The organism is Streptomyces sp. P3 (genome assembly GCF_003032475.1).
In the GTDB taxonomy this organism is placed as follows: Bacteria; Actinomycetota; Actinomycetes; order Streptomycetales; family Streptomycetaceae; genus Streptomyces.
Window position 1 is genome coordinate 9,526,473 of the sequence record NZ_CP028369.1, and the last position, 25,188, is coordinate 9,551,660.

General features: G+C 73.2%; 21 protein-coding genes. 11 read left to right on the top strand and 10 right to left on the bottom strand.

Annotation, left to right across the window (positions count from 1 at the left end; genetic code table 11):
* Positions 1 to 226 precede the first annotated feature (226 nt).
* Positions 227 to 1,123, top strand: a complete 897-nt coding sequence (locus C6376_RS42255) for an alpha/beta hydrolase (protein ID WP_107448472.1) — start codon at positions 227 to 229, stop codon at positions 1,121 to 1,123.
* A gap of 66 nt (positions 1,124 to 1,189) precedes the next feature.
* Here C6376_RS42255 and C6376_RS42260 read toward each other — a convergent pair whose 3' ends face one another.
* Together C6376_RS42260 and C6376_RS42265 are read right to left on the bottom strand one after the other, a co-directional pair.
* Positions 1,190 to 2,272, bottom strand: a complete 1,083-nt coding sequence (locus tag C6376_RS42260; protein WP_254076460.1) for a LacI family DNA-binding transcriptional regulator — start codon at positions 2,270 to 2,272, stop codon at positions 1,190 to 1,192.
* A gap of 156 nt (positions 2,273 to 2,428) precedes the next feature.
* Entirely contained in the window at positions 2,429 to 3,007 is a 579-nt protein-coding gene (locus C6376_RS42265) for a hypothetical protein (protein WP_173985836.1), read from the bottom strand.
* 195 nt (positions 3,008 to 3,202) lie between these two features.
* Here C6376_RS42265 and C6376_RS42270 point away from each other — a divergent pair, with 195 nt between their 5' ends.
* The gene (locus C6376_RS42270) at positions 3,203 to 3,655 is read left to right on the top strand and encodes a flavodoxin family protein (RefSeq protein WP_107448475.1); all 453 of its coding nucleotides are present in this window, start codon (positions 3,203 to 3,205) and stop codon (positions 3,653 to 3,655) included.
* Between the two features lie 49 nt (positions 3,656 to 3,704).
* Here C6376_RS42270 and C6376_RS42275 read toward each other — a convergent pair whose 3' ends face one another.
* Positions 3,705 to 4,172 (bottom strand): hypothetical protein, encoded by a 468-nt coding sequence (locus C6376_RS42275; RefSeq protein ID WP_107448476.1) that lies wholly within the window; start codon positions 4,170 to 4,172, stop codon positions 3,705 to 3,707.
* Positions 4,173 to 4,425: 253 nt separating this feature from the next.
* Entirely contained in the window at positions 4,426 to 6,417 is a 1,992-nt protein-coding gene (locus C6376_RS42280) for an NAD-binding lipoprotein (RefSeq protein ID WP_107448477.1), read from the bottom strand.
* 446 nt (positions 6,418 to 6,863) lie between these two features.
* Between C6376_RS42280 and C6376_RS42285 the strand changes: the two genes are divergently transcribed.
* From C6376_RS42285 to C6376_RS42300, 4 genes are all read left to right on the top strand, one after another.
* Positions 6,864 to 9,134 (top strand): M4 family metallopeptidase, encoded by a 2,271-nt coding sequence (locus tag C6376_RS42285; RefSeq protein ID WP_107448478.1) that lies wholly within the window; start codon positions 6,864 to 6,866, stop codon positions 9,132 to 9,134.
* A 339-nt stretch (positions 9,135 to 9,473) separates the two neighbouring features.
* The gene (locus C6376_RS42290) at positions 9,474 to 9,746 is read left to right on the top strand and encodes a hypothetical protein (RefSeq protein WP_107448479.1); all 273 of its coding nucleotides are present in this window, start codon (positions 9,474 to 9,476) and stop codon (positions 9,744 to 9,746) included.
* 157 nt (positions 9,747 to 9,903) lie between these two features.
* Positions 9,904 to 10,239: a hypothetical protein gene (locus tag C6376_RS42295; RefSeq protein WP_107448480.1), complete on the top strand. Its 336-nt coding sequence runs from the start codon at positions 9,904 to 9,906 to the stop codon at positions 10,237 to 10,239.
* A gap of 239 nt (positions 10,240 to 10,478) precedes the next feature.
* Positions 10,479 to 11,240 carry a chitosanase gene (locus C6376_RS42300; RefSeq protein WP_107449494.1) on the top strand — a complete coding sequence of 254 codons (762 nt, stop codon included), beginning with the start codon at positions 10,479 to 10,481 and terminating at the stop codon, positions 11,238 to 11,240.
* A gap of 151 nt (positions 11,241 to 11,391) precedes the next feature.
* Here the strand turns inward: C6376_RS42300 and C6376_RS42305 are convergent, their stop codons facing one another.
* Positions 11,392 to 11,844 carry a DUF5707 domain-containing protein gene (locus C6376_RS42305; protein ID WP_107448481.1) on the bottom strand — a complete coding sequence of 151 codons (453 nt, stop codon included), beginning with the start codon at positions 11,842 to 11,844 and terminating at the stop codon, positions 11,392 to 11,394.
* 225 nt (positions 11,845 to 12,069) lie between these two features.
* Positions 12,070 to 13,395, bottom strand: coding sequence for an alpha/beta fold hydrolase (locus tag C6376_RS42310; RefSeq protein WP_107448482.1), 1,326 nt, complete (start codon positions 13,393 to 13,395; stop codon positions 12,070 to 12,072).
* Positions 13,396 to 13,737: 342 nt separating this feature from the next.
* Here C6376_RS42310 and C6376_RS42315 point away from each other — a divergent pair, with 342 nt between their 5' ends.
* The 5 genes from C6376_RS42315 to C6376_RS42335 all read left to right on the top strand — a co-directional run bounded on the left by C6376_RS42315 (position 13,738) and on the right by C6376_RS42335 (position 19,487).
* Positions 13,738 to 14,385, top strand: a complete 648-nt coding sequence (locus C6376_RS42315) for a hypothetical protein (RefSeq protein WP_107448483.1) — start codon at positions 13,738 to 13,740, stop codon at positions 14,383 to 14,385.
* 37 nt (positions 14,386 to 14,422) lie between these two features.
* Entirely contained in the window at positions 14,423 to 15,406 is a 984-nt protein-coding gene (locus tag C6376_RS42320) for a helix-turn-helix domain-containing protein (RefSeq protein WP_319596387.1), read from the top strand.
* Between the two features lie 364 nt (positions 15,407 to 15,770).
* Entirely contained in the window at positions 15,771 to 17,252 is a 1,482-nt protein-coding gene (locus tag C6376_RS42325) for an MFS transporter (RefSeq protein WP_107449495.1), read from the top strand.
* Between the two features lie 95 nt (positions 17,253 to 17,347).
* On the top strand, positions 17,348 to 17,827 hold the full coding sequence (locus C6376_RS42330) for a hypothetical protein (protein WP_107448485.1): 480 nt from the start codon (positions 17,348 to 17,350) through the stop codon (positions 17,825 to 17,827).
* A gap of 622 nt (positions 17,828 to 18,449) precedes the next feature.
* Positions 18,450 to 19,487: a YihY/virulence factor BrkB family protein gene (locus tag C6376_RS42335; protein WP_107449496.1), complete on the top strand. Its 1,038-nt coding sequence runs from the start codon at positions 18,450 to 18,452 to the stop codon at positions 19,485 to 19,487.
* A 103-nt stretch (positions 19,488 to 19,590) separates the two neighbouring features.
* Here the strand turns inward: C6376_RS42335 and C6376_RS42340 are convergent, their stop codons facing one another.
* The 4 genes from C6376_RS42340 to C6376_RS42355 form a co-directional block, all read right to left on the bottom strand.
* Positions 19,591 to 20,364, bottom strand: coding sequence for a polysaccharide deacetylase family protein (locus tag C6376_RS42340; protein WP_107448486.1), 774 nt, complete (start codon positions 20,362 to 20,364; stop codon positions 19,591 to 19,593).
* Positions 20,365 to 20,551: 187 nt separating this feature from the next.
* A complete protein-coding gene (locus C6376_RS42345; protein ID WP_173985837.1) occupies positions 20,552 to 21,124 on the bottom strand; it encodes a hypothetical protein in 573 nt (190 codons plus the stop codon).
* Positions 21,125 to 21,386: 262 nt separating this feature from the next.
* Positions 21,387 to 23,684 carry an FUSC family protein gene (locus C6376_RS42350; protein ID WP_107448487.1) on the bottom strand — a complete coding sequence of 766 codons (2,298 nt, stop codon included), beginning with the start codon at positions 23,682 to 23,684 and terminating at the stop codon, positions 21,387 to 21,389.
* Positions 23,681 to 25,105, bottom strand: a complete 1,425-nt coding sequence (locus C6376_RS42355; protein WP_107448488.1) for an MFS transporter — start codon at positions 25,103 to 25,105, stop codon at positions 23,681 to 23,683. The genes C6376_RS42350 and C6376_RS42355 overlap by 4 nt, the downstream gene beginning before the upstream one ends.
* Positions 25,106 to 25,188 lie beyond the last annotated feature (83 nt).

Here is a 25,188-nt window from a genome sequence, read left to right on the forward strand (position 1 = left end):
CGGACGGGCAAGGAAATTGTTCGGTTGCGTGGCGGGCGGTGGGAACGAGGGCTCGACGTCGATCGACACCCGGTCGCGACGGCCGCCGGGATTCGGTGCGCCGCCTGTGCCGCCCGGGGGGTGGCGCACTCGCCCGCCCGAGTGCAGGATGTAGCCCTCATTGACAGGAATCCTGTTGATCGAATGCGCCGATCGTCGATTCCTCACCGCGAGGACGGAACAGACCATGCCGCTCAGCCCCCGTATCCAGGCCAGGGCCGTCCAACTGCTGCTCGGCGGGGTGATGTCCCGCGTGCACCGGGACCTGCGCTTCTCCGACGTGCCCAGGAACACGCAGACGCTCCGGGTGGAGACCGGTGCCGGGCCGGTGACCTGCACCGTCTACCGGCCACCGGTCGTCACGGGCCCGCCCGCCCCCGTCTATGTCAACTTCCACGGCGGCGGCTTCGTCGTGGCGCGGGCGGAGCAGGACGACCATCTGTGCCGCTCCATAGCCGCCACGGCGGGCTGCGTCGTGATCAACGTCGACTACGCCGTCGCTCCGCAGCGGCCCTTCCCCGCCGCCGTCACCCAGGCCTACGACGTGACCGCGTGGGTCGCCGCGAACGGAGAGGAGCACGGCTGGGACGGATCCCGGCTGGCCGTCGGCGGCCACAGCGCCGGCGCCAACCTGACCGCCGCGGTGTGCCGCACGGCCCGGGACCGCGGCGCCTTCTCGCCGCGCCTTCAGATCCTCGACTCCGCGCCGCTCGACATGGTCACCGACCCCGCGGCCAAGACGGCCCGCACGGCCAAGCCGCTGCTCACCCCGTGGCTCATGCGGGTGTTCCTCGGCGCCTACGTGCCCGATCCCGCCGATCGTGCCGACCCGCTCGTCTCGCCGGGCCTGGCCGACGACCTCGCCGGACTGCCGCCCGCCCTGGTCGTGGTCGCGGAGAACGACCGTCTCCGCGACGAGGGCGACGCCTATGCCAAGGCGCTGGAGGCCGCGGGGGTGCCCGTCACCCACCGTGTGTTCGCGGACGTCGACCACTACTTCACCCACGTGGGCCCCGTGCCGGCCGGGAAGGAGGCCATCGCGCTGATGGCCGCCGCGCTGCGTACGGCGCTGGCCGCCGGCTGACGCGATTCAGGTTCGCCGGACGCCGAGCAGGACGGGTCGCCGGGACGTCGACGAGGGCCCGACCGGTCAGCGGGCGGTGCTCCGCCGCACGGGCGGGGGCGCGGTCGAGGCGCGGACCACGAGGTCGGACAGAGGGTCGCCGGCCGGCAGGGGTGGGGCGTCCGGGTTCTCGATGACGTGCACGAGACGTCTGAGGCCCTCCTGCGCCACGGCGTCGAACGGCTGCGGCACCGTGGTGAGGGGAGGCGTCACGAACGCGGCGACCGGGATGTCGTCGAAGCCGACGACGCTGACGTCCTGCGGCACCCGGAGTCCGGCCTCGGTCAGGGCGCGGATCAGGCCGATCGCCATGTCGTCGTTGGCGGCGAACACCGCGGTGACGTCACCGTCCGCGGCGAGCGCACGGCCCGCCGCGTACCCTGAAGCGGCGGACCAGTCTCCCTGGATCACCGGCGGCACGGTCGCGCCGTGGGCCCTCAGCGTCGTCCGCCAGCCCTCCAGCCGGTCCCGCGCGGCGTACCAGCCTTGCGGACCGGCAAGATGATGGACCGTCACATGACCCAGCCGCAGCAGGTGTTCGGTGGCGACCCGGGCCATCCGGTCGGCGCCGTGTCCCGCGGTCAGCACGCTGGGGGCGTCGACGGGCGACGGCGCGCTGAGCACCAGCACCGGCACGTCGACGCGGAGGCGGGCGCCGGCCTGCTGCCGTCGCCCCTCGTCCGCTGCGCCCCGGCGGTCCGGCCGGCCCTGCGTGTCCTCGGCGTCCGAGCCGCCCCGCTCGTCGATCGGTTCCGAGATGACGATGCCGTCGACGCCCTGGTCGAGGAGCGAGCCGACGGCCCCCGCGACTCCGGCGGGATCGCCTTGCACCGTGTTGACCACGCGCAGGGCGTAACCGGCGTCCCTGACGGCCCGCTCGACGCCCATGAGCAGGGATGCGGGACCGTAGAGGGCGGTGCCCAGCGTCACCACGCCGATGGCCCGGGTCCGTCCGGAGGCCAGCGCCCGGGCGGCGTTGTTGCGCCGGTAGCCGAGTTCCTCGGCGGCTTCGAGGACGCGTCGGCGCACCTCCGCGGAGACGTACTGCTCGTCGTTGAAGACCCGCGAGACCGTCTTCTGGGAGACGCCGGCGAGGCGGGCCACGTCCACACTCCGTGGTGCCGCGGCGGCTGCGCCTCGTCCGGTCGCCCGCTGCATGATGTCCCCCTGTGGCCTTGGATGCGAACCGATGATGCCAGACCCGAGGCCCTGACCGGCGACGAGGCCCACCGGGTGCGCGCCGGGGAGACAAGCGCGGGGCGTGAGTCAGTTCTTCGGCAGCCACTTCTCCAGGGCGCCGATGAGTCGGTCGAGCGCGGGCTCGTCGGCGGAGCGGTCCGTCATGATGGTGCGGCCGTCGAACCGGAGGGCGTACTGGAACCTGTCGGCGGAGCCCCCGTCCCTCGTGAACGCGGGGATGTCGTCGAGCGCGGGGTCGCCGAGCAGTGTGCGTAGCTGCGTGAACTGCGCCGCGGTCGTGCGGCGCACCGCGGTGCTGCCCCTGTCGGTGGCACGGACGCTTCCGTCCCCTCGGAGCGTGACCTCCTGGTTCACTCCGGCGAAGCCGCCGCTGACGGTCATCACGACCAGCTTCTGGTCCGGGCCGGTGACGGGCACCGGCGAGGGACGCGCGGTCGCGGCAGCCGTTGTGGAAGGGGACGGGGAGGCGGGCGGGGAGGGTGCGGGTGGGGAGGGCGTGGGCGGTGCGGACGAAGAGGGGGCGGAGGACGTCACGGCGGACGCCGTGTGCGCCGGCTCCGCGTTGCGCCCGTCGTCTCCGGGCGAGCAGCCGACCAGGACCAGCACACCGGCCGCGCACATCGTCGCCGCGCTCCGAGCGAGCACCCCGCACCCCCGTGTCTCGGCAGTCGAACAGTCGTCGTATCAAAGTGCCCGGAAGACGTCGAACGTAACCGGCCCGCCCTGTACGGGGACTTCACGCGCGCGCGGGTCCCGGGAGGCCGGCGGGGGACCGGGCGGGGCGGCCCGGCCGCGTCCTGGCTTGCGGCGGGGCCGGGGGAGCGGGCAGGGTCTTGTGCCGTGCCCACCTTGTTGATCGTCCACCACACTCCCTCACCGCACTGCCAGACGTTGTTCGAGGCGGTGGTCGCGGGCGCGACGGCGCCCGAGATCGAGGGTGTACGCGTCGAACGGCGGGCGGCCCTCGCCGCGACCGCCTCCGACGTCCTGGCCGCCGACGCCTTCGTGCTGGGCACCCCGGCCAACCTCGGCTACATGTCGGGGGCGCTCAAGCACTTCTTCGACCAGGTCTACTATCCGTGCCTCGACGCCACCCGGGGCCGCCCCTTCGGCTACTACGTGCACGGCGGCAATGACGTGACCGGCGCGGTGCGCGGCATCGAGGCCGTCACCACGGGTCTGGGCTGGCGACGGGCGGCCGAGCCGGTCACCGTCACCGGGGAACCGGACAAGGCGCAGGTGTCGGCCTGCTGGGAACTGGGCGCGACGGTGGCGGCCGGCCTGACGGTCTGACCGGCCGCACCGGCGTCGTACGTCGGTGACCGCCGCGGCGAACTCGGTGTCAGTTCCACAGCGGGTAGGTCACGACGCGTCCGAACTGATCCGGCCGGTCACCCGGGTAGGTCAGGGTGATCCGGCTGTAGTGCTGTACCCGGGGGTTCTTCTTCCACGGCTGCGGCCGGTCCAGCTTGACCCTGACGGCGTACCGGTGGAAGGTGCCCGCCGCACAGTAGGGGTCGCAGTCGTTGACGACGTTCACCCCGGTGGCCCGGGCCGAGCCGGATCCCCAACTGCGCCAGTGCAACGAGACCAGCCGGCTGTTGCCGTCGCCGCACGCCAGGAGGAAGCTGCCGGGCCGTACCCGGGCATGCTGGAAGCAGTCGACCAGGACCGGCGCGGTGGCCTGGCGGACCGAGGCCGCGCGGGCCGCGGGCGGTGGCGCGGACGGAGTCGCCGCGGCCGACCCGACGGCCGCCGTGAGGCCGAGCGCCGCACAGAGCGTGACCGTTGTTCTCGTGGTGTGTCGCATCGTGGCTCCCGCCCGCCCGCACCGGGGCCCGGCTCTGTGTGCCGCGCCCCGGTGAGGTGCGCTACCGACGCTACGGCGGGAAGCGGAGGAGGACCACTCGAACGGGTCAGCGCCGGCCCGGGTGCACACCCGGATGAGTCCGAGCGGGCCCGGGCGGGCGGCCGGACGAGCCGGTCCCGCGGGCTGACGGATCGAGCCGGTCTGCGGGCTGACGGGGTGAGCCGCACCGGGCGAGCCACGGGGCGGTCCGGATTCACGGGACGTCCGCCGACGCCCCGTGGACTTCCGTCGTACCGGCCGCGGTGCTCCGGGGGTCTCCCGTGCGGCCCTCCGGCACGATCACGACGACGTCGTCCCCCGCACCCCACAGCCGAGTCCGCCACTTGGGGGGATTGAGCAGGACGCCGTGGGCGGCAGGAGTTCCCCCGTGTTCGCGGGAGCGGTATCCGATCGCGCACTCACCACGCTCGCGGGCGGCCGCCACGACCGCGGCGAAGGACGCCGGGCGCTCCGGAGGCACATAACGATGCGCGGGGCGCAGCCGCAGCGAGCTGCCGCCGGCGGTGAACAGTTCCTCGAACACGTCGGCCAGTTCTCCGTTCTGTGAGACCTGCGCCATCAGCAGACCGGTGAGCTGCCCGCCGACGACCGCCTCGGAGTCCGGTCCGAGCGCGGCCAGCGGCCGGTTGCGTTCGTCGGCGAGCTCGGCGACCACCGGCACCGCACGTCCGGACTCCTGCGCCAGGGAGCGGAGGATCAGCAGGACCACCAGCGTGCGGTCGTCCGGCCGGTCGACGCCGCTCAGGGGATCCGGCTCCGGCCCGAGCACGACGATCCGGTCGTAGGAACCCGGCTCCAGGGCGCGCAACGCGGTGGGGCTGGTCGGGTCGGCGGTGCCGAAGGTCACCGCGAGCCCGTCGGCGGGTGCGGCATACGTGCGGGGTTCCGGCAGGGGCGGTGGCGGGTGCACCGGTTCCGCCGGATCGGTGGCGATGTGCAGCACCGAGCCCGGCCGCGCGCCGCGACGCAGCTGTTCGACGAGGTGCGGCCCTCGGTGGTTCCAGCCGAGCAGCAGGAACCGCGACGGCTCGGCCGCCTCGGCACCGCCCTCGGCCGGCGCCGGACGGGCCGCGGCTTCCCGGCCGTCGCCCCACCCCGCGGCCCCCTCCGCCCCGGCCACCGCCTCCGCGTCCCACCGCACGGCCTCGTCGTCCGGCGCGACCACGACGATGCGGTCCTCCGCGGCGATGACGGTGTCCGGGGACGGGTTGAGCAGGGTGGTGCCGTCGGGGCGCACCAGCCCGACCACGGCGGCCGTGACGCAGTCGAGCAGCACGTCGCCGAAGCGACGCCCCGAGCGTCCGTGATCGGAGACGAGGTGGAACTCCTCGCCGTCGAAGTCGAGCAGCTCCCGCAGCACCGGAGCCAGGCCGGGATGGAGTGCGGACCGGGCGATCAGCTTGGCCGCGGTGCGGTCGGACTCCAGCACGAGGCCTCCCGCGCCCGCCGCGAGCCGGGCCGCCGTGCGATAGCGCTCGTCGCGGACGCAGGCGACGACACGGGGACCCGCGTTCTCCCCGAGGGCGGCGCGCAGGGCCAGCAGCGTCCGGACGCTCTCGGCGTCCCCGGTGGCCGACGTGCCCGGCAGGACGAGCACCGCGTGCGCCGTACGGGGGCTGACGGTGCCCAGTGCCTCGGGGTCGGCCGGGGAGCCGCTGCGGCAGATCAGACGGGTGGCGCGGGCGGGCCCGAGGACGGCCGTCAGCGCTTCCTCCATCTCCGTCCGGTCGCGGTCGGCGAGTACCACGACCGCGCCCCACCGCCGGTGGGCGCGCGCCGCGATCAGCTCGGCGACCACGGTGAACACCTGCTCCGACCAGCCGAGCACGACCGAGTGGCCGGCCTCCACCACCGTGGAGCGACCTCTGCGCAGCTCGACGATGCGCTCGGTGAGGCCGGTGGTGATCAGGCCGATGAGTGTCGACACGTACAGCAGGGCCACGAGGCCGAGCAGCACCGACAGCAGCATGCGCAGCGGCGCGCCGGTCACCGCGCCGAGCCGCAGGGTCTCGGCGCTGACCCGCCCCACCGCGGCCAGCCGGCCGGCCAGCGAAGCGGGCGAGGACGGGTCCGTCCACACCATCACCGCGCTCGCCGGAACGACGATCCCGAGGCAGGTGACGGCCAGCCACCCGACCAGCCTGCCCGTGCTGCGGGCCAGTGTGCTGTCGAACCGATAGCGCATCCGCTCCGTCAGCGAAGCCCGTGCCCGCCGCTGCCCTTCCAAGCCCGCCCCCCGTGATCCGCCGCCGACCGCCGTCGGCACCTGAACTCGCAGGGTGCGGCCCGCCGTGCCGCGACACGCCGTCACCGCGCCCGCGTTCATCCTTTCGGGGACACGCCGCCTCCACCGACGGCTGAAAACGTGCGCCGAGCAGGCCGAACCCCCAGCCGCTCATGGTCATTTCAAGCCGTTGTCTTGGCATTCCCATGACAAACCTGTGCACCCGGTGCCACGCTGCTGCCGAAGTTCACCATTCCTTCACGTCCGCATCACGCGGAGCACCCGTCACCCACCCCCCACCTCCTTCCACCCCCCAGTCGTGCAGCGCACCGGGCCGGCCTCATCCCGCCGGTCCGCCCCACCTCGGCCTCCATCACCGGCCGGCCGTCGCACTGAAGGAGAATCCGTTGCCCCGGCGACACCTCCCCGTACTCCGGCGCAGACGCGCCACCGCCCTCGCCCTCTCCGCCGCCGCCACCCTGCTGACCCTCGGGGTCCAGACGGGCACCGGCGTCGCGGCGTCCGCCGGCCCCGGCGCGGCCGGCATCACCGCGACGCCCCGAGCGGGCGCCGCGCCGACGCCCCTGTCACCGGCCGGCCGCGCCTCGCTCATCAGGAGCGCGCAGGCCAAGGCCGGCGCCGAGGCCCGACGGCTCGCCCTCGGGTCCCAGGAGAAGCTCCTCGTCAAGGACGTCGTCAAAGACGCCGACGGCACCACCCACACCCGTTACGAGCGCACCTACGCCGGACTTCCCGTCCTCGGCGGCGATCTGGTGGTCCACCTGGGCAAGAGCCGGACCACCGTGACCAGGGCGAGCGGCGCGACGCTCACGCTGCCCTCCCTCACCCCGAAGCTCGCCGCCTCCCAGGCAGCCGGCAGGGCTCTCGCGGCCGCGAGGAACGCCGAGGTCAAGGGCTCCGAGACGGAACGCGCGCCACGCCTGGTCGTATGGGCCGGAACCGCGAAGCCCGTCCTCGCCTGGGAGACGGTCGTCGAAGGCGTGCAGCAGGACGGCACCCCCAGCGAACTCCAGGTCGTGACCGACGCGACGACGGGCAAGCAGATCCTCGCCGCCGAGAAGGTCCACACCGGCACCGGCACCGGCCAGTTCAGCGGCACGGTCCCGCTCGGCACCACCCTGTCGGGATCGACGTACCAGCTCGTCGACGGCGGACGCGCGGGACACAAGACCTACGACCTGAACCAGGGCACGTCCGGCACCGGAACGCTGTTCACGGACGACAACGATGTCTGGGGCAACGGTCTGCCGTCCGACCGGCAGACCGCCGGCGTCGACGTGGCCTTCGGCGCCGCCGCCACCTGGGACTACTACAAGGACGTGTTCGGCCGCAACGGCATCCGCAACGACGGCGTCGCCGCCTACAGCCGAGCCCATTACGGCAGCAACTACGTCAACGCCTTCTGGCAGGACAGCTGCTTCTGCATGACCTACGGCGACGGGTCGGGCAACACGCACCCGCTGACCGCCCTCGACGTGGCCGCCCACGAGATGAGTCACGGCGTCACCGCCGCCACCGCCAACCTCACCTACTCGGGTGAGTCCGGCGGCCTCAACGAGGCGACCTCGGACATCTTCGCCGCGGCCGTCGAGTTCCACGCCGGCCTCGCCGCCGACCCCGGCGACTACTTCGTCGGCGAGAAGATCGACATCAACGGCGACGGCACCCCGCTGCGTTACATGGACAAACCCTCCAAGGACGGCTCCTCCCACGACAACTGGAGCTCCGCCCTCGGCGGCGTGGACGTCCACTACTCCTCGGGGCCCGCGAACCACTTCTTCTACCTGCTCTCCGAGGGCAGCGGCGCGAAGACCGTCAACGGCGTCTCCTACGACAGCCCGACCTACGACGGGCGGCCGGTCGCCGGCATCGGCATCGAGAACGCCGCCGCCGTCTGGTACCGGGCGCTCACGACGTACATGACCTCGTCGACCGACTACGCCGGCGCCCGCACCGCCACCCTCCAGGCCGCGAGCGACCTGTTCGGCGCCTACAGCCCGGCCTACCTCGCCGTGGCCGACTCCTGGGCCGCCATCAACGTCGGCAGCCGGATAGCCCTCGGCGTCAACGTCGCCCCGATCGCCGACCAGACGAGCGGCATCGGCCAGGCGGTCAGCCTCCAGGTGGACGCGTACACCACCAACTCCGGTGCGGGTCTCACCTACGAGGCGACCGGACTGCCCGACGGTCTGAGCATCAGCCCGAGCGGCCTCATCACCGGCACGCCCAGCGCCCTGGGCAGCAGCGACGTCACCGTCAAGGTCACGGACAGCACGGGCGCCTCCGTCTCGGACGACTTCACCTGGCGGATCGCGTACATCTACGCCAACGCCGGCCGGGTGGACATCCCCGACAACGGCGCCGCCGTGGAGTCCCCGGTCACCATCACCGGCCGCGACGGCAACGCCTCCGCCACCACCTCGGTGTACGTCAACATCGTCCACACGTACCGCGGTGACCTGACCGTCGACCTCGTCGGCCCCGACGGCGCCGTCTACTCCCTCCTCAACCGCAGTGGCGGCTCCGCCGACAACGTCGACCAGACCTTCACCGTCGACGCCTCCGGCCAGCCCCTGAACGGCACCTGGAAGCTGCGCGTCCAGGATCGTGCGTCGATCGACGTCGGATACGTCCAGCGCTGGCAGCTCACCCCCTGACGCAGACCGCCCCACGCCGCCGCCCGGGTCTTTCCGCGACCCGGGCGGCGGTGCGTCCGGATCGCCCCGCCGAGTTGCCCACGCAACTCTGTGCTGCGCGCCCGAGCCCGACCACGGGCCTTCGGGAGGGTCGGCAGACGGATACGGTCGCCGAGGCGGGCGGGGAAGGCGGCGGCGGGGAAGGCGGCGGCGAGGAAGGCGCCGCCCATGGCCGGCGGCGTGTCGGCGGGTTCCCTGCGTGGTCGAAGGAGGTCCCGTGACGGGACCGTGGCCGGGCGCCCCGCTTCGGTCCGCCCGTCGGGTGGGGCGTTGTCAGTGGCGGATGCCAGGCTTTGGGGCATGGACGAGACTGAGTTCCTGCGGGGCCGGGTGTACGGCGCCGACCACGACGACGCGGGCCCCCGCCCGGGCCGCGCCTACGCACAACTGGTGGGCGGCCCTCTGGACGGGCTGCTGCTGGACGTCACCGACCGGCCCGAGCACGACCTGCGCGAGGTGGCGCTCACCACGGAGATCGGGCGTTACGGGCCCGGCGGCCGTGCCCTGTACGGGCGGCGTGGCGCCGACGGCCGCCGTTTCGACTGGCGGGGCGACGCCCCGCCAGTCGACTGAGCGGAGCGCCGGCCGGGCCGGGCGGTCGGTCCGTCGCCGCTCGGACGAGAGGGACACCCGGTCTGTCGCCGCGCCGACAGGAGGAGCGCCCGGTCCTGTCGCCGCGCCGACAAGAGGAACGATGTCTTCCGTCGCGGGAGGGTGATCAAATGTGCGAATGTCCACAGGCTTCACTTCCGCCCCTCACGCCACCGTCGCATCGCCGACGGTCCGTCACGGTTGGCACAAGCTCCTCATCGCGCTCGTCGTGCTCGGGCGCGTCGCCCGTGTCCCGACCGCGATGGCCGCGACCGCCGGGGAGACTCCGTCGGGTTGGTGGCTCGTGGTGTGGGAGGTGCTGGCGCTCGGCCTGGCCGCCTATGCCGTCAGCGAGTGGGAGATCCTCAGGTCGACCGCATGGCGGATGCGGGTGCCGCAGTGGATCTGCATGGTCATCTTCCATATCGGTCTCACGGGCTTCCTGAGCTCTCTCTTCGTCCAGTGGTGGTTCTGAGACCGGTTTGCGGAGCAGACGTCCGCGGTCCGTCGGCGGGTTTTCGTTCGATCGTACGAACATGGCTTCGATGGGGTTACTTCTGGGACCGGGACTTGATAGTAAACTTTCCTGTCAGTTGCACGCCGAGTCACCCCACCCCCACCTCCTCACCTGGAGCCACTGTGGTGCACGTATCGCGGCCTCTCGACGGCCCGGCCCCCACCTCCCGCCGCTTCTTCCTCGCGCTCGCCGGAGTGATGGCGGCCGCCCCCCTCCTCGACGTCCGAGGCGCGGCCGCGGCCCCCGCGGCCCGGGGCCTCGACGACCCGGCGAAGAAGGAGATCGCCATGAAGCTGGTGTCGAGCGCGGAGAACTCCTCGCTCGACTGGAAGGCCCAGTACGAGTACATCGAGGACATCGGCGACGGCCGCGGCTACACCGCCGGCATCATCGGGTTCTGCTCCGGCACCGGCGACATGCTCGGCCTCGTGGAGCTCTACGCCCACCGCAGGCCGGGCAACGTCCTCGCGAAGTACCTGCCGGCCCTGCGCGCCGTGGACGGCACCGCCTCGCACGCCGGGCTCGACCCGAACTACCCGAAGGACTGGCGCAAGGCCGCCCGGGACGCCGCGTTCCGGCAGGCCCAGAACGACGAACGCGACCGGGTCTACTTCGACCCGGCCGTCCGCCAGGGCAAGACCGACGGCCTGCGCGCCCTCGGCCAGTTCGCCTACTACGACGCCATCGTCATGCACGGCGACGGCAGCGATTCCACCAGCTTCCGCAGCATCCGCAGGCGTGCGCTGGGCAAGGCGCAGCCGCCGGCCCGGGGCGGCGACGAGACGACGTACCTCGACGCCTTCCTGGACGCCCGCGTGTGGGCGATGAAACAGGAGGAGGCCCACAGCGACACCAGTCGCGTCGACACCGCTCAGCGCGTCTTCCTCCGCAAGGGCAACCTCGACCTCGAGCCGCCCCTGGACTGGAAGGTGTACGGCGACAGCTACCACCTCGGCTGACCCGGACCGTGTCACCGCGCCCCGCCGGTGACACCGCCTACGGCCTGCCGCGTCACGGCTGGGGGGCCGGGCACGCCGGGCGCGTATGCCACCCGGTTGGCACGCCTTTCGCGAACCGTGCCAACCGGGCGGCGCCACCGGGCGGGCTCGTTCACTTGACGGTGTAATGGGCGGCCTGGGTTTTCAGGGTCGTGGTGCCGTTGCGGGCGGTGGCCAGGACGGCGACATGCCAGACGCCGTGCGGAGACGCCGCCACCTCCCGGGAGGTGGCCCTGACGGTGTAGGTGCAGCTCACGGTGTGCCGCTTGTAGGGCTTGCAGAGGGCCGGCTCCGCGGCGGCCATGTCCTCGGCGGTCGGTTCGGCCCCGGCCAGGGAGGAGTTCTGCGGCCATGCGAGCACCTTCACGCCCTTGACGCCGGAGGGCGCGGTCACGAAGGTGGCGAAGGTCAACGAGCCGTCACGGCCGCCGTCCGGGGCGCTGTAGCGGGCGGTGGCGTGCGTCAGCGCCGGAGGCTGCTCCCCGGCGTAGGCGAGAGCGTAGGCGCCGGCACTCACGAGGACGACGGTGCCGGCGGCCACGGACAGGGCCATACCTCGAGTCATGATGTTCTCCGCAACTGTCTTGAAGAGGGCGGCACTTGTGGTCCCTGCCGCAATGCCGATCCTCGCGCCGCAAGGGTGCGGCGGACATGAGGGCAGGTACTCAGTCCGCCATGAGTAGGCCGCCCCCGAGGCTCGTTCGAAGCCGTTGCGTACGGGCCTGTCGGGGGACGGCGACGGCCGGTGCGGGCGTGACGGGCGCACCGGCCGCAGCCGTCCCGGGCCCGATCAGGGGCGCAGCGGCAGCGTGGCGCAGTCGGACGTGGCGGGCCTGCCGTCGAGCCGGTCCGTCAGCCAGGAGATCGCCTCTCCCTGGTCGACGAGCAACGGCGTGAAGTGGTTGATCAGCGCCCGGCCGAGACCGGGCAGGATCACCGGCTTGTAGGTGACGGAGGCGCCCTTGGCGCACCAGGCGACGGCGAGGTCGCGGGCCTGCGCGTGCGGCACCAGGTTGTCGGCGGTGCCGGTCGCCACCCGCACCGGGGACGCCGGTGTGCGGGCGCCGATGCGCTGGTCGGCGAGGAACGCCCTGAGCCTCGGCTCCGACGCGATCACGGCGCTGAGGGAACGCCCGTCGGTGGTCCAGGCGTTGCTGCGCGCCGAGTTGTAGGCGAGGAGGGCGTCGCCGACACACATCGTCGAGAGGTCCTTGAGCGCGGCCCGGCCCACGTCGTTCAGGTGTGCCCGGGCGATCGGCTCGAGCTCGGGGTCGGACTGCAGGAAGCCGTTGACCGACCAGCCCAGCGCGCCGGCCAGGTCACTGCCGTCGATGGCCTTGGTGACGGCGGTCAGATCGGCGGGCGGCGCGCCGCTGTAGGTCCCGGCGAGGGTGACGTCCGGGGCGTAGGAGGGCTGGAGTTCGGCGGCGGCGGCCGTGGCGCCGCCGCCCTGGCTGTAGCCGTACAGCCCGACCCGGGAGCCGGCCGTCGGCGAGGCGCCGGGGAGTGCGCGGGCGGAGCGGACGGCGTCGAGGACGGCGTGCGCCTCGTCGACCCGGTTGACGTAGGTGTGCAGCCGGTCCGTGGCGCCGAGGCCGGTGTAGTCGGTGACGACGACGGCGATGCCCCGGGCGAGCATGCGGTAGATCGCCAGGTTCTCGTAACCGACCGACAGCGTCTGCCCGTTGACCAGGAGCGGACGTTCGAGTCCGAGCGACGCCGCGCACTGGTCGCCCTGGCCCATGGTGCCGGGGGCCACCGCGACCAGCGGTCGCGGTCCCTCGCCCTTCCAGCGGGCGGACGGCTCGATGTAGGCGCCGGTGACCGCCGTGGGCCGGCCGGCGGAGTCGGTGGACTTGTACATGAGGCGGGTCGCGGTGCCCGGCAGCGGTCCGTCGATCCCCGGCAGGCTCAGCGCGAGGGGGAGCGGTTGGGAGCGGATCAGGGCGCCGTCGGCCGCGGGAAGCGTGGCGGGCGGGGTGTAGAAGGCGGGGATCGTGACGCCGCGGGAGACCACGGCCTCGGGCTCGGACGCGGCGTCGGCCGGTACCGCGGTGACGCCGAGGCAGGCGGCAGCGGTGACGGCCGCGGCCAGCAGCCGGGTGGGGGTGGGCATGGCGGACCTCCGGGGGGAGTGGGAGGCCGAGCCTTCGTCTGCGGCTCGGACGGAGGACGGCCCGGTGGGGTGCGGGCCGCGACGACCGAGCGGTCCGCAGCCGCGGTCGCCTCCGCTGCCCCGTACCGCTCTTAGACGAACTGTCAGGACCGTAGCGAGGGCGTGGTTACCTCGGGTAGCGGTCAGCAGGTTACGGTTCGGTAATATGACTGCGCGGTAACATGTCCGAACTCTTTGTCGCCCCGGTCGCGCTCATTACCCAAGGCGTCCACAAGTGGCCTGTTGGCGACAATCTCTGACAAAACAAGATCGCGGGACGCTGCGTCGCTAGCGTCCCGAGCCATGAACACCGACCGTATGCGCGGCGCGCGACCCGGCGGCCCCGCCCCGCAGGACGACGCCGACGTGCCGCCCCCGCCCGGCACCCACCACTCCCCGACACAGACGGTGACCGCGGGCGACAACGCCAGGATCACGCAGAAGAACACCCAGATGAAGTTCTCGGTCCCGGTCGTCGGGCCGCTGCTCAGCCTGGCCTTCGCCCATCCCCTGATCGCGGGCCTCACCGCCGTGGCGGTCGTCGGGGGAGGCGGCGCGGCGGTCTCGGCCGCCCTGCCCGACTCGACGCCCTCGCCGTCGACAGCGGTGGTCCGCGGCTTCGTCATGAAGGCCGCGGACGGGCAGACGGCGCCCACGGGCTACGACTTCACGCACTCCCCGCCCGCGGTGGCCGACGCCGGCACGGACGCCGTCTACGCGCAGGGCGGATACCTGCTGTCCACCGCCGGCAAGCTGGCCGAGTGGGGAACGTCCGAGCCGCCCACCGCGGAGGGGTGCCGCAAGGCCGTCGCCGAGCATCCCGTGCGCCGGACCGTGGTCGGCGTCGCCTACGTGGCCTGCTACCTCGACCGCAACGGCGACCCCGGCTACATCTCCGTCACCGCCAGCGACAACGACTCCGTCACCGTCGACACGGCCCACCTGAAGTGACCCGAGCGCCGCCGAACGGCCCCTGTGGCCTGTGTGGTTGACTACGCCCGTGCTGCACGAGTCGGTCTTCCGCACCACGGATCTGCCGGTGGACGCCCGGTTCGAGGCGTGGGCGGAGCGCATGGGCCGTACCCACGCGCCCATGCAGCTCACCAGCGACCGCACCGCGGACTACCGGGGCCGCCAACGCGTCATCCCGCTGGGCGACGTGACCGTGTGGCCGGCCACCTTCGACCATCTGGTCTTCCGCCGCACGGCGAAACTCGTCCGCCAGTCCGATCCCGAGGTCTACCACCTCTCCCTCCTGCTGAAGGGCGAGGGCGCCGCCGACTGGGGGCGGCGCCAGGCGGCCTACCGCGTCAACGAGTTCCACACCAACACCTCCTCCCGGAGCTACGACATCCACACCGGCCCCGAGCCGGTCACCATGGTCGGCGTCGAGGTGCCGCGGTCGCTGGTGGCCGTGCCAAGCCACCGCGCCGACCAGGTCATCGGACGCCACATATCGGGCCGCGAAGGCATCGGCGCACTGCTCGCACAGTTCCTTCTGCACCTGGTGTCGGACACCTCCGCCTACCAGCCCTCGGACGCGCCCCGGTTGGGCACGGTCGCCGCCGACCTGGTCACGGCCGTCTTCGCGCACGCCGCGGACGCCGACCTCAGGCTCCCGCCGGAAAGCCACGGCCGCACCCTCGCCCTCCAGATCAAGACCTTCATCAGCCGGCGCCTGGGCGACCCGGACCTGACGCCCGCCGGCATCGCAGCGGCGCACCACATCTCCCGCAGCTACCTCTACCGCCTCTTCCAGGCCGAAGGCCTCACCGTCGCCGCCTACATCCGCGACCGTCGCCTCGAGCACGCCCGTCGTGATCTCGTCGACCCCCGGCTGCGCTCCCTGCCCGTCCGCGCCGTCGCCGCCCGCTGGGGCTTCCCGCGCGCCGCCGAGTTCACCCGGGCGTTCCGCGGCGCGTACGGCGTCCCGCCCAGCGAACTGCGCGAACGGGCGCTCACCGAGGCCTGACCCGCCCCTTGCGGCCGCCGGGCCGCCCCGGGGCCCCGGCGTCAGCCGTGGACGCTGTGCCAAGCGGATGTGGACGGTCCGCCAACGACACACCGGGCGTCCCTCCTGCATCCTGGTCGCACGCGGCACCGCCCGCGACCCGCGGAAGCCGTGCCAGGGCAACAGGGGAGTCCTGGCACGGCCCGAGTGGTGAGGGTTCTGCCACGGGCGTACGGTCAAACGGTGGACCCGGCGGTGGACGCATCCGTCCACCGACCTCTTCCTCAGGGTCCGCTCCCCGAGCGGACGAGGCGTCATGAGCAGCGTTCCCCGACCGACCTCAGCAGCCCGGACCGCCGCCCGCAAGGACGGCGGCGGCAACGCCATGGCGCTGCTGGTCATCGCTTCGTGTCAGCTGATGGTGGTCCTCGACATCACCATCGTGAACATCGCGCTGCCGGACATCCAGCGCTCCCTTGACTTCTCCACCACGAGCCTGGCCTGGGTGGTCAACGCCTACACCCTCACCTTCGGCGGACTGCTGCTGCTCGGCGGGCGCACCGGCGACATCCTCGGCCGGCGGCGCGTGTTCGTCTTCGGCGTGCTGCTCTTCGTCCTCGCGTCGCTGCTTGGCGGACTCGCCCAGAACGAACCCCAACTCCTCGCCGCGCGCGCCCTGCAGGGCGTCGGCGGGGCCATCGCGTCCCCGACCGCCCTCAGCCTCGTCAGCACGACGTTCCGCGAAGGACCGGAACGCAACCGGGCGTTCGGCGTCTTCGCCGCGGTCTCGGCGGGCGGCGGCGCGATCGGACTGCTCGCCGGCGGGATGCTCGTCGAGTGGCTGAACTGGAGGTGGGTGCTCTTCGTCAACGTCCCCATCGGGCTGCTCATCGCGCTGGCCACACCCCGCTACATCAAGGAGTCCGAGCGCCATCCCGGCCACTTCGACATCACCGGGGCGCTGACGTCCACCGTGGGCATGGTCCTGCTGGTGTACGGGTTCATCAGGGCCGCCCAGGAGGGGTGGCGGGACACCATCACGCTGATCTCGTTCGCCGCCGCCGTCGTCGTCCTCGCCGTGTTCGTCCTGATCGAGCGGCGTTCGCGGCAGCCCATCACACCGCTGCACATGTTCGCCGACCGCAACCGGGCGGGCACGTACGGCATCATGCTGTGCCTCGCCGCCGCGATCTTCGGCATGTTCTTCTTCCTCACGCTCTTCGTGCAGAACGTGCTCGGCTTCAGCCCGCTCGCGGCCGGGTTCGCCTTCCTGCCGGTGAGCGCGGTCATCGCGGTCGGGGCCGGACTGGCCTCACGGTTCCTGCCGAAATACGGCCCCAAACCGTTCATGGTGGTGGGCGCGGTCCTCGCGGCGGCCGGTCTGTCCTGGCTGACCCTGACGGACGTGCACTCCACGTACGCGGGCAGCGTCCTCGGCCCGATGCTCGTCTTCAGCCTCGGCATGGGCATGGAGTTCGTCTCCCTCACCCTCATGGCGCTGTCCAACGTCACCCCGCAGGAGACCGGGGCGGCCTCCGGCCTGCTCAACGCCACCCAGCAGGTGGGCGGTTCGCTCGGCCTGTCCATTCTGGTCACCATGTACGGCACGGCCAGCCACAACGAGGCGGACCAGCAGGTCTCCGACTTCCTGGCGCAGGCGACCCCCGCCGAACGCCTGCGGTTCCGGCAGACCGGAGTGCTCCCCGACCCCTGGGGGGACGAGGTGCTCACCGCAGGCGTCTCGGCGGCCTTCGTCATGGCGGCGATCTTCACGGTCCTCGCCGCTCTGATCGCGGTGCTGGTCATCCAGGTCCGTCCGTCCGACCTGGAACGTCTCAAGGGCGGCGCGGTGCCGGGCGGAGTCTGAGCCCTCCACGCCCGGCGGGGCCGGCCCGCGCGCGATCCGCCGGTCCTCACGAAGCGTGAGCGGACGGGTTTGCCGCCGGAGTGAGGGGCAACGCGATGTCCATGAGTGAACCGAACAAGAAGACGAGCACCCATACGAACCCTACAAAGGCGGATGCGGGCGACGGACCCGCGGCGAAGCGGGCGACCGCGGCCAAGGCCCGCCACACCACCGCCAAGGCGACGGCTCCGGCCGCACGCGCGGCGCGTGACGCCGCGACGAAGACGGACGACGCCGCCGCAGCCGCGAAGACCGGTGTCCAGCGCACGGCGGAGGCGACGACCGGCGCCGTGCAGAGCGCGGCCCACAGCGCCGCACGGGGCGTCGAGGCGAGCCGTCAGGCGATCGTCACTACCTCGGGCCAGGTGGCCGCGACGGCGAAGACGGCCTGGACGGTCGTCGCGCACCGCAAGCTGATCGCGGCCGGTGTGGGCGCGGGGCTGTCGGCGCTGACCGCCGCCTCGTACGCCGTCGGACGCCGTTCGGCCCGCCATGCGCACGGCCCTCTCACCCGGCTCACCGGCGGCCGGATCTGACCTCCCGCAGCCGAGGCTGCGACCAGGGCCGTGCCAGGTCGGCCCCCGGCGCCCACGCGCCGGGGGCCGGGGCCGTCCCCCGGCTCCTCTGCCCGTGGCGCCGAGCCGCCGCCCTTCCGAACCCCACGGGCCACGACGGCGTGGGCGTGTACCGGGGGGTCACGCGGTGCCTCACGAGGGCGATCGGCAGACGGGTGCGTTCGTGCGCCGTCGCGGCGGATGACCACCGTGCCGCGGTGGATCTCCTCTCCCCGCGTGGACGGCGCCGCGCGGATCCCCAGGGACCTCGTCGAGCCCCCGACCGTTGCGGACCCGCTGGACGCGCCGGTCCCGAGGCGGGCCGCGGTGGCTCTCGCTCCACTTCGACGACGTCGGTTCCGCCGCCGCAGGCGCGGTCGAACCCGGCGACCCGCGCGTCCGCGTCGCCACCCAGAACATGGTGCTGACCGTCGGCGACCGCCTGTCGGCGTACGTCATGGAACGGACGCCGCGCCATCTCGACCTGACCGCCCACCTGCCCTCGGCCACCGGAGCGCCGCGCCGCCCCGGAACGGATGCTGAAGGAGGCGACGAACGTGCCTCGCGGGGGCATGAATCCGGCGGCCGCGGTTACCCCCTTGCCATGGCAGCGACATCGAACCCCGACCACGACCACGCCACGGCGTCGGTGTCGGGTCGGGACACGGCGGGGCCGGACGACCAGGTGGCGCGGCGGGAACCGGGGGAGCCGGGGCAGTTGCCGACGCGGTCCTGGTGGGCGGTGCTGAAAGGCACCGTGCGCGAGTTCCAGGACGACGACCTCACGGACCGGGCCGCGGCGCTGACCTACTACGGCGTTCTGTCGATGTTCCCCGCCCTCCTGGTGCTGGTGTCACTCCTGGGGCTGGCCGGCAAGTCGGCGACCGACGAGGTCCTGGACAACCTGCGCAAGGTGGCGCCGGGTTCGGCCCGGGACATCATCAGCGACGCGGTCGCGGAGTTGCAGGGCCGGGGCGGCGTCGGCTCGGTCATGGCGCTGGTCGGCCTCGTCCTGGCGGTCTGGTCGGCCTCCGGTTACACCGCGGCCTTCATCCGCAGCGCCAACGCCGTGTACGACATGCCCGAGGGTCGTCCGGTGTGGAAGGTGCTGCCGGTGCGCGTCGGCGTCACGGTGGTGCTGCTGGTGCTCGCCGTCGTCAGCGCGCTCATCGTGGTGTTCACCGGCGGACTGGCCCGCCAGGCCGGCGCCGCGCTGGGCTTCGGGGACACGGCCCTGACCGTCTGGTCCATCGCGAAGTGGCCGGTGCTGATCGTCCTCGTCACCGTCATGATCGCCCTGCTGTACTGGGCGACGCCCAACGTGCGGGGGCGGGGCCTCAGGTGGATCACACCGGGCAGTGTGCTGGCGCTGGTGCTGTGGCTGACCGCCTCCGCCGGCTTCGCGTTCTACGTGGCGAACTTCGCGTCGTACAACAAGACGTACGGCACGCTCGCCGGCGTGATCGTCTTCCTGGTGTGGCTGTGGATCAGCAACATCGCGATCCTGCTCGGTCTGGAGTTAGACGCCGAACTGGCCCGTCAGCGTGCCGTCGCGGGCGGTCTGGCGGAGGGCGAGGAACCCTATGTCGAGCCGCGGGACACCCGCGCGTGGAGCGAGGAGGACAAGCGCCGGGCCGAGTAACACACGCCGACGCGGGGCGTGCGCCGACCGCCGGGCGCCTGGGCCCTGCCCGCCCGGTCGCCCGCGGGCGCAGGCCCGGGGCGGGGCGGGGCGGCGGGACGGCTCAGCGGACCGGGAAGCCGAAGGAGTATCCCTGCTGCTTGAGCCAGGGCAGCACCTCGCGCAGCGCGGTCACGGTCTGGGAGCGGTCACCGCCGGCGTCGTGGAAGAGGATGGTCGGACCGTTGGCCACCTCGCTCTTGACGTTGGCGACGATGGCGGCGGCACCGGGCCGCTCGAAGTCCTTGGTGTCCACGTTCCAGCCCAGCGGCCGCATCCCGCGGGATGCGGCGAGATTGCGGCTGTAGGGAGTGAACGCGCCGCCCGGCGCCCGGTAGTACAGCGGACGGACGCCTCCGGACGCCTCGGTGATCATGCGTTCGGCGTCCAGGATCTGCTGCGACTGGTAGGCCTGCGACTTGGTGTCCATGGAGGTGTCGTGCGAGACGGTGTGGTCGCACAGCCGGTGACCTGCCGCCACCACGGCCTTGACCAGGTCCGGGTGTGCCTGGGCCTGGGTGCCCACCATGCAGAAGGTCGCCTTCACCCCGTTCTCCCGCAGCACGTCGAGGACCTTGGGTGTCCAGACGGGATCAGGGCCGTCGTCGATGGTGATGTTGACGCCCCGGGGCCCGCCGTCGGAGGCGTGGGCGATGTCCACGGCGACCCGCGCCGGGGCGGCCGCCGCGGAGTGGCGCGCGGGCGCCTCCGCTGCCGTTCCCGAGCCGCTTCCGTCGGCCTGCGCGGTCCACACCGAGGTGACCGCGGCCATCGCCGTGACCCCGACCGCCGCCGCGATTACCCGGCCGTACCAACCCCGCCCGCCATGCCGCGCCATGTCTGCCCTGCCCTCGTCGTCCCGGTGGAACCCATGCAGATGACAGGACGGAGAAAGACGACCGGGGGATCCCGCTGTTACCGATCACGGACATTTCTGCGGGCGTTCGGCGACACATGAACGTCCGTGGCGCCGGGCGCCGCCTCGTGAACGAGCCGGCGCCCGGCGCCACGCAGGTGAGCGGGTGTCACCAGGTGTGCGCGACGTCCACCACGAGATGGTCGGTCAGTCGCAGTACCCGGAAGGGCAGACGGGCGCGTACGCCGAGCCCGAACTGCGTCACGCCTTCGAAGCTCCCGCCGTAACGGGTGTCCCGGAAGGTGCTGTATCCGGTGAGGTTCACGCCCGGCAGGGGCTGCGCGGGCCGCCCCGGGTAGGTGGGCGTGCCGGTCTGCGGGTTGTAGGCCGGGGCGTGGACCCGCACCTCGAGGATCGCGCCGCCGCCGACGGGGATCGGCCGGCCCGACCCGTCCTGGTAGAACCGGTCGACGTACCCGACCCAGAAGCCGAGTTCGGAGGCGCTCGCACCGGGCACGTCGACGACGAACCGGTCGTAGCAGTCGTGGCGGCCGGTCCGGACGTCGGTCACGGGGGTCGCCGTACTGGTGGCGAGGGTTTCGGCCAGGCTGCCCCAGCCGGTGGGGCAGGCGGCGGTGGCCCGGGTGACGGTCGCCGGGGCGGCCTCGGCCGGAGCCACGGCAACGGCCAGGGTGGCGGTCATGAGGGCCGCGATGGTCCAGACGGTTCTGTTTCGCACCATGATCTCCCCCGAAGGAGTCGCGTGTCGGACATGAACTGAGACAACCTGAATAGCCGGAAGGTTGCGCTGTCTCGTGCTTTGCCTGGGGTGCGTCCGAGGACGCGGTGCGCCGGTGGTGCGCCTGGGGTGCGTGCGGCTCGTGCGGTCTCCGCCCGTCCCCCGGCCGTCCCCCCGGCCGTCGTCCGCCGCGGGGCAGGCGGTGATGCGGCGGTGCGGGAGCTCGGGCGAGCGGATGGACGGGGGTGGCGCGGCGGCGGTGCGGTCAGCGGTGGCTTCGCCGGCCGCCGGGGGCGCGGTGGTGGGGCATGCCGCACAGGCCGTTCTCGACGTGGGCGAGCTGAGCCGTGAGGCTGGTCAGCCAGACCTCGAAGTCGACCAGCGCCGGCAACGGCGGCGCGGGCGGTCGCCCGGTCGGAGGCGGGGCTCCGTCCTGCGGTGCGGGCGGCCGGCTCGGCATCGGCTGTCCCTCGGCAGCCGGCGGTGGCGCCCCGGCACAGAGGGCGGCCAGTCGGCCGACGGTGGCGATCACCGCCCGGGCGTCGGCCCGCGCCCGTGCCACGGCGGCCGGGGGCAGCGGATCGGGGGGCAGGTCGAAGCGGGGCAGCCAGTGGGCGCCGAGCACGATCTGGTGGGTGGCGACGAGCACGCCGTGCCAGTCGGCGCCGACGGAGGCGCCGGCGCCGGATTCGCTGCGGAACTGGGCGTAGGCGGACTCGGCCAGACGCATCCGGTGCAGGGCGGGCAGCGTCGTCGGGAGGGGCGCGGAGCCCGGCGGCACGGCCGTCAGCACCGCGAGGGTGCCGTCGATCAGCGGCCCGCACTCGCGCAACAGTTCGGCCATGGTCCGGCGCACCTCCCACCGGGCGCCGGTCGGCCAGGCGAGCATCGCGCACAGCAGGCCGATGGCGCTGCCGGTCACCACGTCCACGATCCGGGCCTCGGCCAACTGCCAGGAGGCGGGAGCGATCTGGGCGAACGCGGTGGCCACCACGAGCGTGAACAGGCCTTGTGCCCAGGCGATCCCGAGCAGCGGTCCGAGCGCGAAGGCGAGCAGCATGCCCGGAGCGAGGATCGCGGCGTATACGTCGGTGTGCCGTCCGACGCCGATCAGCAGCGCGCCCGCGGCGACGGCGCCCACGAGGTTGCCGGCCACCGCCTTGCGGATGGCCGACCAGGTCTCCCCGGCGGTGGTCCTGCTCAGCGTGAGTACCGCCAACAGCACCCAGAAACCGTGGGTCAGCTCCAGCGAACCGGCGACCAGGCGGGCTGCGGCGAGGGCCGCGGCGATCCGGACGGCGTTGTGGAGCTGCACCGAGCCAAGCGTCGTGTTGCCGACTATCCGGCGCAGCCACAGCCGGGACGTGGCGGCCTCCGTGTACCAGAACAGCTCCCGCGGCTCGATCGGCCCGGTGCGCCGTCCGTCGAGGCCGACCCGTACGGCGATCTCCAGCACCCGCACCGACTCGGCGACGCCCAGCAGCGCGGCCTGGCGCCGCACCGGCGCCCACTCCGGTGCGGGTGACCTCGACTCCGCCGGTATCGAAGCCGCCCGTGCCGAGGCCGTCGACGCCGGCGAGGAGGCGGTCGTGCGCGACCCGCACAGCGGCGGGCTGTGTCGTCCACGCAGGTGCTGGAAGGCCCTGATCGCCGCGTCCATGCGCTCCGGTCCAGGATCGGGCCGGCCCGTGCGCAGCTCCGCGGCCGTGTCGTCGCACCGGGTCACCAGCCGCGGCAGCAGCCACGCGCACGCCGCGTCGCCCCGTGTGACGTCCGGTGTGACGTCCGCGCCGTCGCCCGTCCATTTGCCTGCTCGGCCGCCGTCGCGGAGCAGGTCGCGCAGCAGGCCCGTCTCGGTGAGATGAGCCAACTGCTCCAGCAGCCGGCGCGCGGCGGAGCCGGCCTGGGACAGGCCGCGGTCGGCACGGCTCGGGCCCGCGGGGCGTTCCGCGGGCTCGACCCGTGAGAGCCGCAGCCGGGCTCCGGCGGAACGCAGGAAGTCGGGCGCGGGACCGGCGCGGCCGGCCAGGGTGTCGCCCGCGATCGCCACGGCGCTCGCGAGACTCGACCGGTACGGCTCGCCCGCGGGCCGCGGCAGCAGGAACCTCTCGCCGAGCGCCAGCAGCACCACGCCCACCGTGAGCCCGGTCAGGCGCGGTCCCAGGTTCTGCGGTGCATAGGGCGGGAAGCAGGCCAGGATGTAGAAGAGTTGCAGGCCCGGCGCCGCCCCGGCCGGGCGGGGTCCCGCGACGGCCGCGAAGGCCAGCACGAAGCCGACGAGGAGCATGCCCAGCACCGCCGTCCAGGTGTGCACCGCCAGCACGGTGCCCAGCGTCACCAGCGCCAGACCCGCGGGCAGCGCCTTGAGCATCACGGCGGCCCGCTGCCGTCCGGACCCCGGGATCGAGGACAGCAGCCCGAGGGAGATGGGCGCGAACAGGGAGTACAGCGCCGGCACCGGCTCGCCGAACCCGTACAGAAAGGCGTAGAAGCCGGTGGCGGCGGCCGCGGTCACCCGCACCGACCGGTGCAGGATCTCGGCCCGTGCGCCACCGGCCGTCACCGCGGCCCCCGGCCGTGCGTCGTACGGGATTCCGCCGCCGGGAGGCGGTCGCGGTCCTGGACCGGCGGCCGTCGGCGTACCGCCACCACGGCGGCGGAGGCGGCCAGGATCGCCGCTCCGCCCAGACGCAGGATCGCGTCGTACGCCGCCTCCGCAGTCCGCTGCGGTGTCATCGCGGTGATCGCGGCCGCGGTCGCCGCGAGGGCGACTCCGCCCAGCGTGACCAGGAACGTGAGCAGAACGCCCGAGGCCTCGCCGGCCCGCTCGGGGGCCACGACCTGCTGGGTGGCGACGCCGGCGAAGGTCCAGCCGAGACCGAGCCCCAGGCCGCACCAGGCGAACACCACGGTGTACAGCCACCAGGCGGTCACCACGCTCAGCATGATCATGCCGGTGCCCGCGACGGCCCCGGCGAGCGCCATCACCACCGTCGGCGGCAGCCGCCCGGACAGCCGTGCGCCGAGCGGTCCGCTGCAGGCGACGAGCATCGCGGGCGCCAGGAACACCACGCCGGCCTGGAGCGGCGTCAGCCCCCGCACCTGCTGCAGGTACAGCGTGGAGACGAAGACGGTGACGGCGTACCCCATGTTGCTGACCGCGCCCGTGCCCGTCACCAGGACGTACGGAACGTTGCGGAAGAGCCGGGCGTCGACCAGGGGATGCCGGGCAGTCCGCTCCCGCAGCGCGAACAGCAGCCCCGCGACCACGGCGACGCTCAGCAGCGTCAGGGTGCGGGCGTGGTCCCAGCCCCACGCGCTGCCCCGCTCGACGGCCAGTGTGAGCGCCGCCAGGGCGCACACCAGGGCGAGCGCGCCGGGCAGGTCGAGCTGGCGCGGAGCGCCCGGGTCGCAGGAGTCGGGCACGCACCCGTAGGCCACGGCCAGGGAGAGCGCGCTCAACGGGACGAGCAGCCAGAAGATCCAGCGCCAGCCGGGCCCTTCGGTGAAGCCGCCCCCGACGAAGGGACCGAGGGCCGTGCCCACGTTGGCGATCCCGAAGGCCGCTCCCAGCGCGCGTGTGCGGGTCGTGGCCGGGAACACGTTGGTGATCACGGAGACCGCGACCGGGAAGACGAAACCCGCGCCGACGCCCTGCACGATCCGCGCCCCCACCAGCGGCCACAGGCCCGGTGCGAGCGCGCAGCCGACCGACCCGGCGGTGAACAGCGCGGTCCCGGCGAGCAGGGCGCCCCTGCGGCCGAAGACGTCGCCCACCCGGCCGCCGACGATGAAGCAGCAGCCGACGGCGAGCATGTAGACGGAGAGCGTCCACTGGGCGGCCGAGGCGGTGACGCCGAACTCCTCGGCGATCCCCGGGACCGCCAGGTTCAACGCGAAGAAGTCGAGCTGGATGCAGAACAGGGCCAGCGAGACCGCGACCCAGGCGCCCGTGCGCGCGGCCGGGGAGAACTCAGCGCGCATAGCCAGGTTCCTCTCGGGCCGAGGCCGCCGAGGCGTTCCGGGCGGGCCGGGCAGGCGCCCCGCCACCTCATTGTCGGCCGACC

What these genes read in the sequence shown, in the direction of transcription:
- C6376_RS42315 (WP_107448483.1), top strand. Translation starts at nt 13,738, where the DNA reads ATGAACACCGACCGTATGCGCGGCGCGCGACCCGGCGGCCCCGCCCCG.
- C6376_RS42355 (WP_107448488.1), bottom strand. Translation starts at nt 25,105, where the DNA reads ATGCGCGCTGAGTTCTCCCCGGCCGCGCGCACGGGCGCCTGGGTCGCG.
- C6376_RS42325 (WP_107449495.1), top strand. Translation starts at nt 15,771, where the DNA reads ATGGCGCTGCTGGTCATCGCTTCGTGTCAGCTGATGGTGGTCCTCGAC.
- C6376_RS42340 (WP_107448486.1), bottom strand. Translation starts at nt 20,364, where the DNA reads ATGGCGCGGCATGGCGGGCGGGGTTGGTACGGCCGGGTAATCGCGGCG.
- C6376_RS42255 (WP_107448472.1), top strand. Translation starts at nt 227, where the DNA reads ATGCCGCTCAGCCCCCGTATCCAGGCCAGGGCCGTCCAACTGCTGCTC.
- C6376_RS42295 (WP_107448480.1), top strand. Translation starts at nt 9,904, where the DNA reads ATGTCCACAGGCTTCACTTCCGCCCCTCACGCCACCGTCGCATCGCCG.
- C6376_RS42335 (WP_107449496.1), top strand. Translation starts at nt 18,450, where the DNA reads ATGGCAGCGACATCGAACCCCGACCACGACCACGCCACGGCGTCGGTG.
- C6376_RS42305 (WP_107448481.1), bottom strand. Translation starts at nt 11,844, where the DNA reads ATGACTCGAGGTATGGCCCTGTCCGTGGCCGCCGGCACCGTCGTCCTC.
- C6376_RS42310 (WP_107448482.1), bottom strand. Translation starts at nt 13,395, where the DNA reads ATGCCCACCCCCACCCGGCTGCTGGCCGCGGCCGTCACCGCTGCCGCC.
- C6376_RS42345 (WP_173985837.1), bottom strand. Translation starts at nt 21,124, where the DNA reads ATGGTGCGAAACAGAACCGTCTGGACCATCGCGGCCCTCATGACCGCC.
- C6376_RS42290 (WP_107448479.1), top strand. Translation starts at nt 9,474, where the DNA reads ATGGACGAGACTGAGTTCCTGCGGGGCCGGGTGTACGGCGCCGACCAC.
- C6376_RS42280 (WP_107448477.1), bottom strand. Translation starts at nt 6,417, where the DNA reads ATGCGCTATCGGTTCGACAGCACACTGGCCCGCAGCACGGGCAGGCTG.
- C6376_RS42330 (WP_107448485.1), top strand. Translation starts at nt 17,348, where the DNA reads ATGTCCATGAGTGAACCGAACAAGAAGACGAGCACCCATACGAACCCT.
- C6376_RS42300 (WP_107449494.1), top strand. Translation starts at nt 10,479, where the DNA reads ATGGCGGCCGCCCCCCTCCTCGACGTCCGAGGCGCGGCCGCGGCCCCC.
- C6376_RS42275 (WP_107448476.1), bottom strand. Translation starts at nt 4,172, where the DNA reads ATGCGACACACCACGAGAACAACGGTCACGCTCTGTGCGGCGCTCGGC.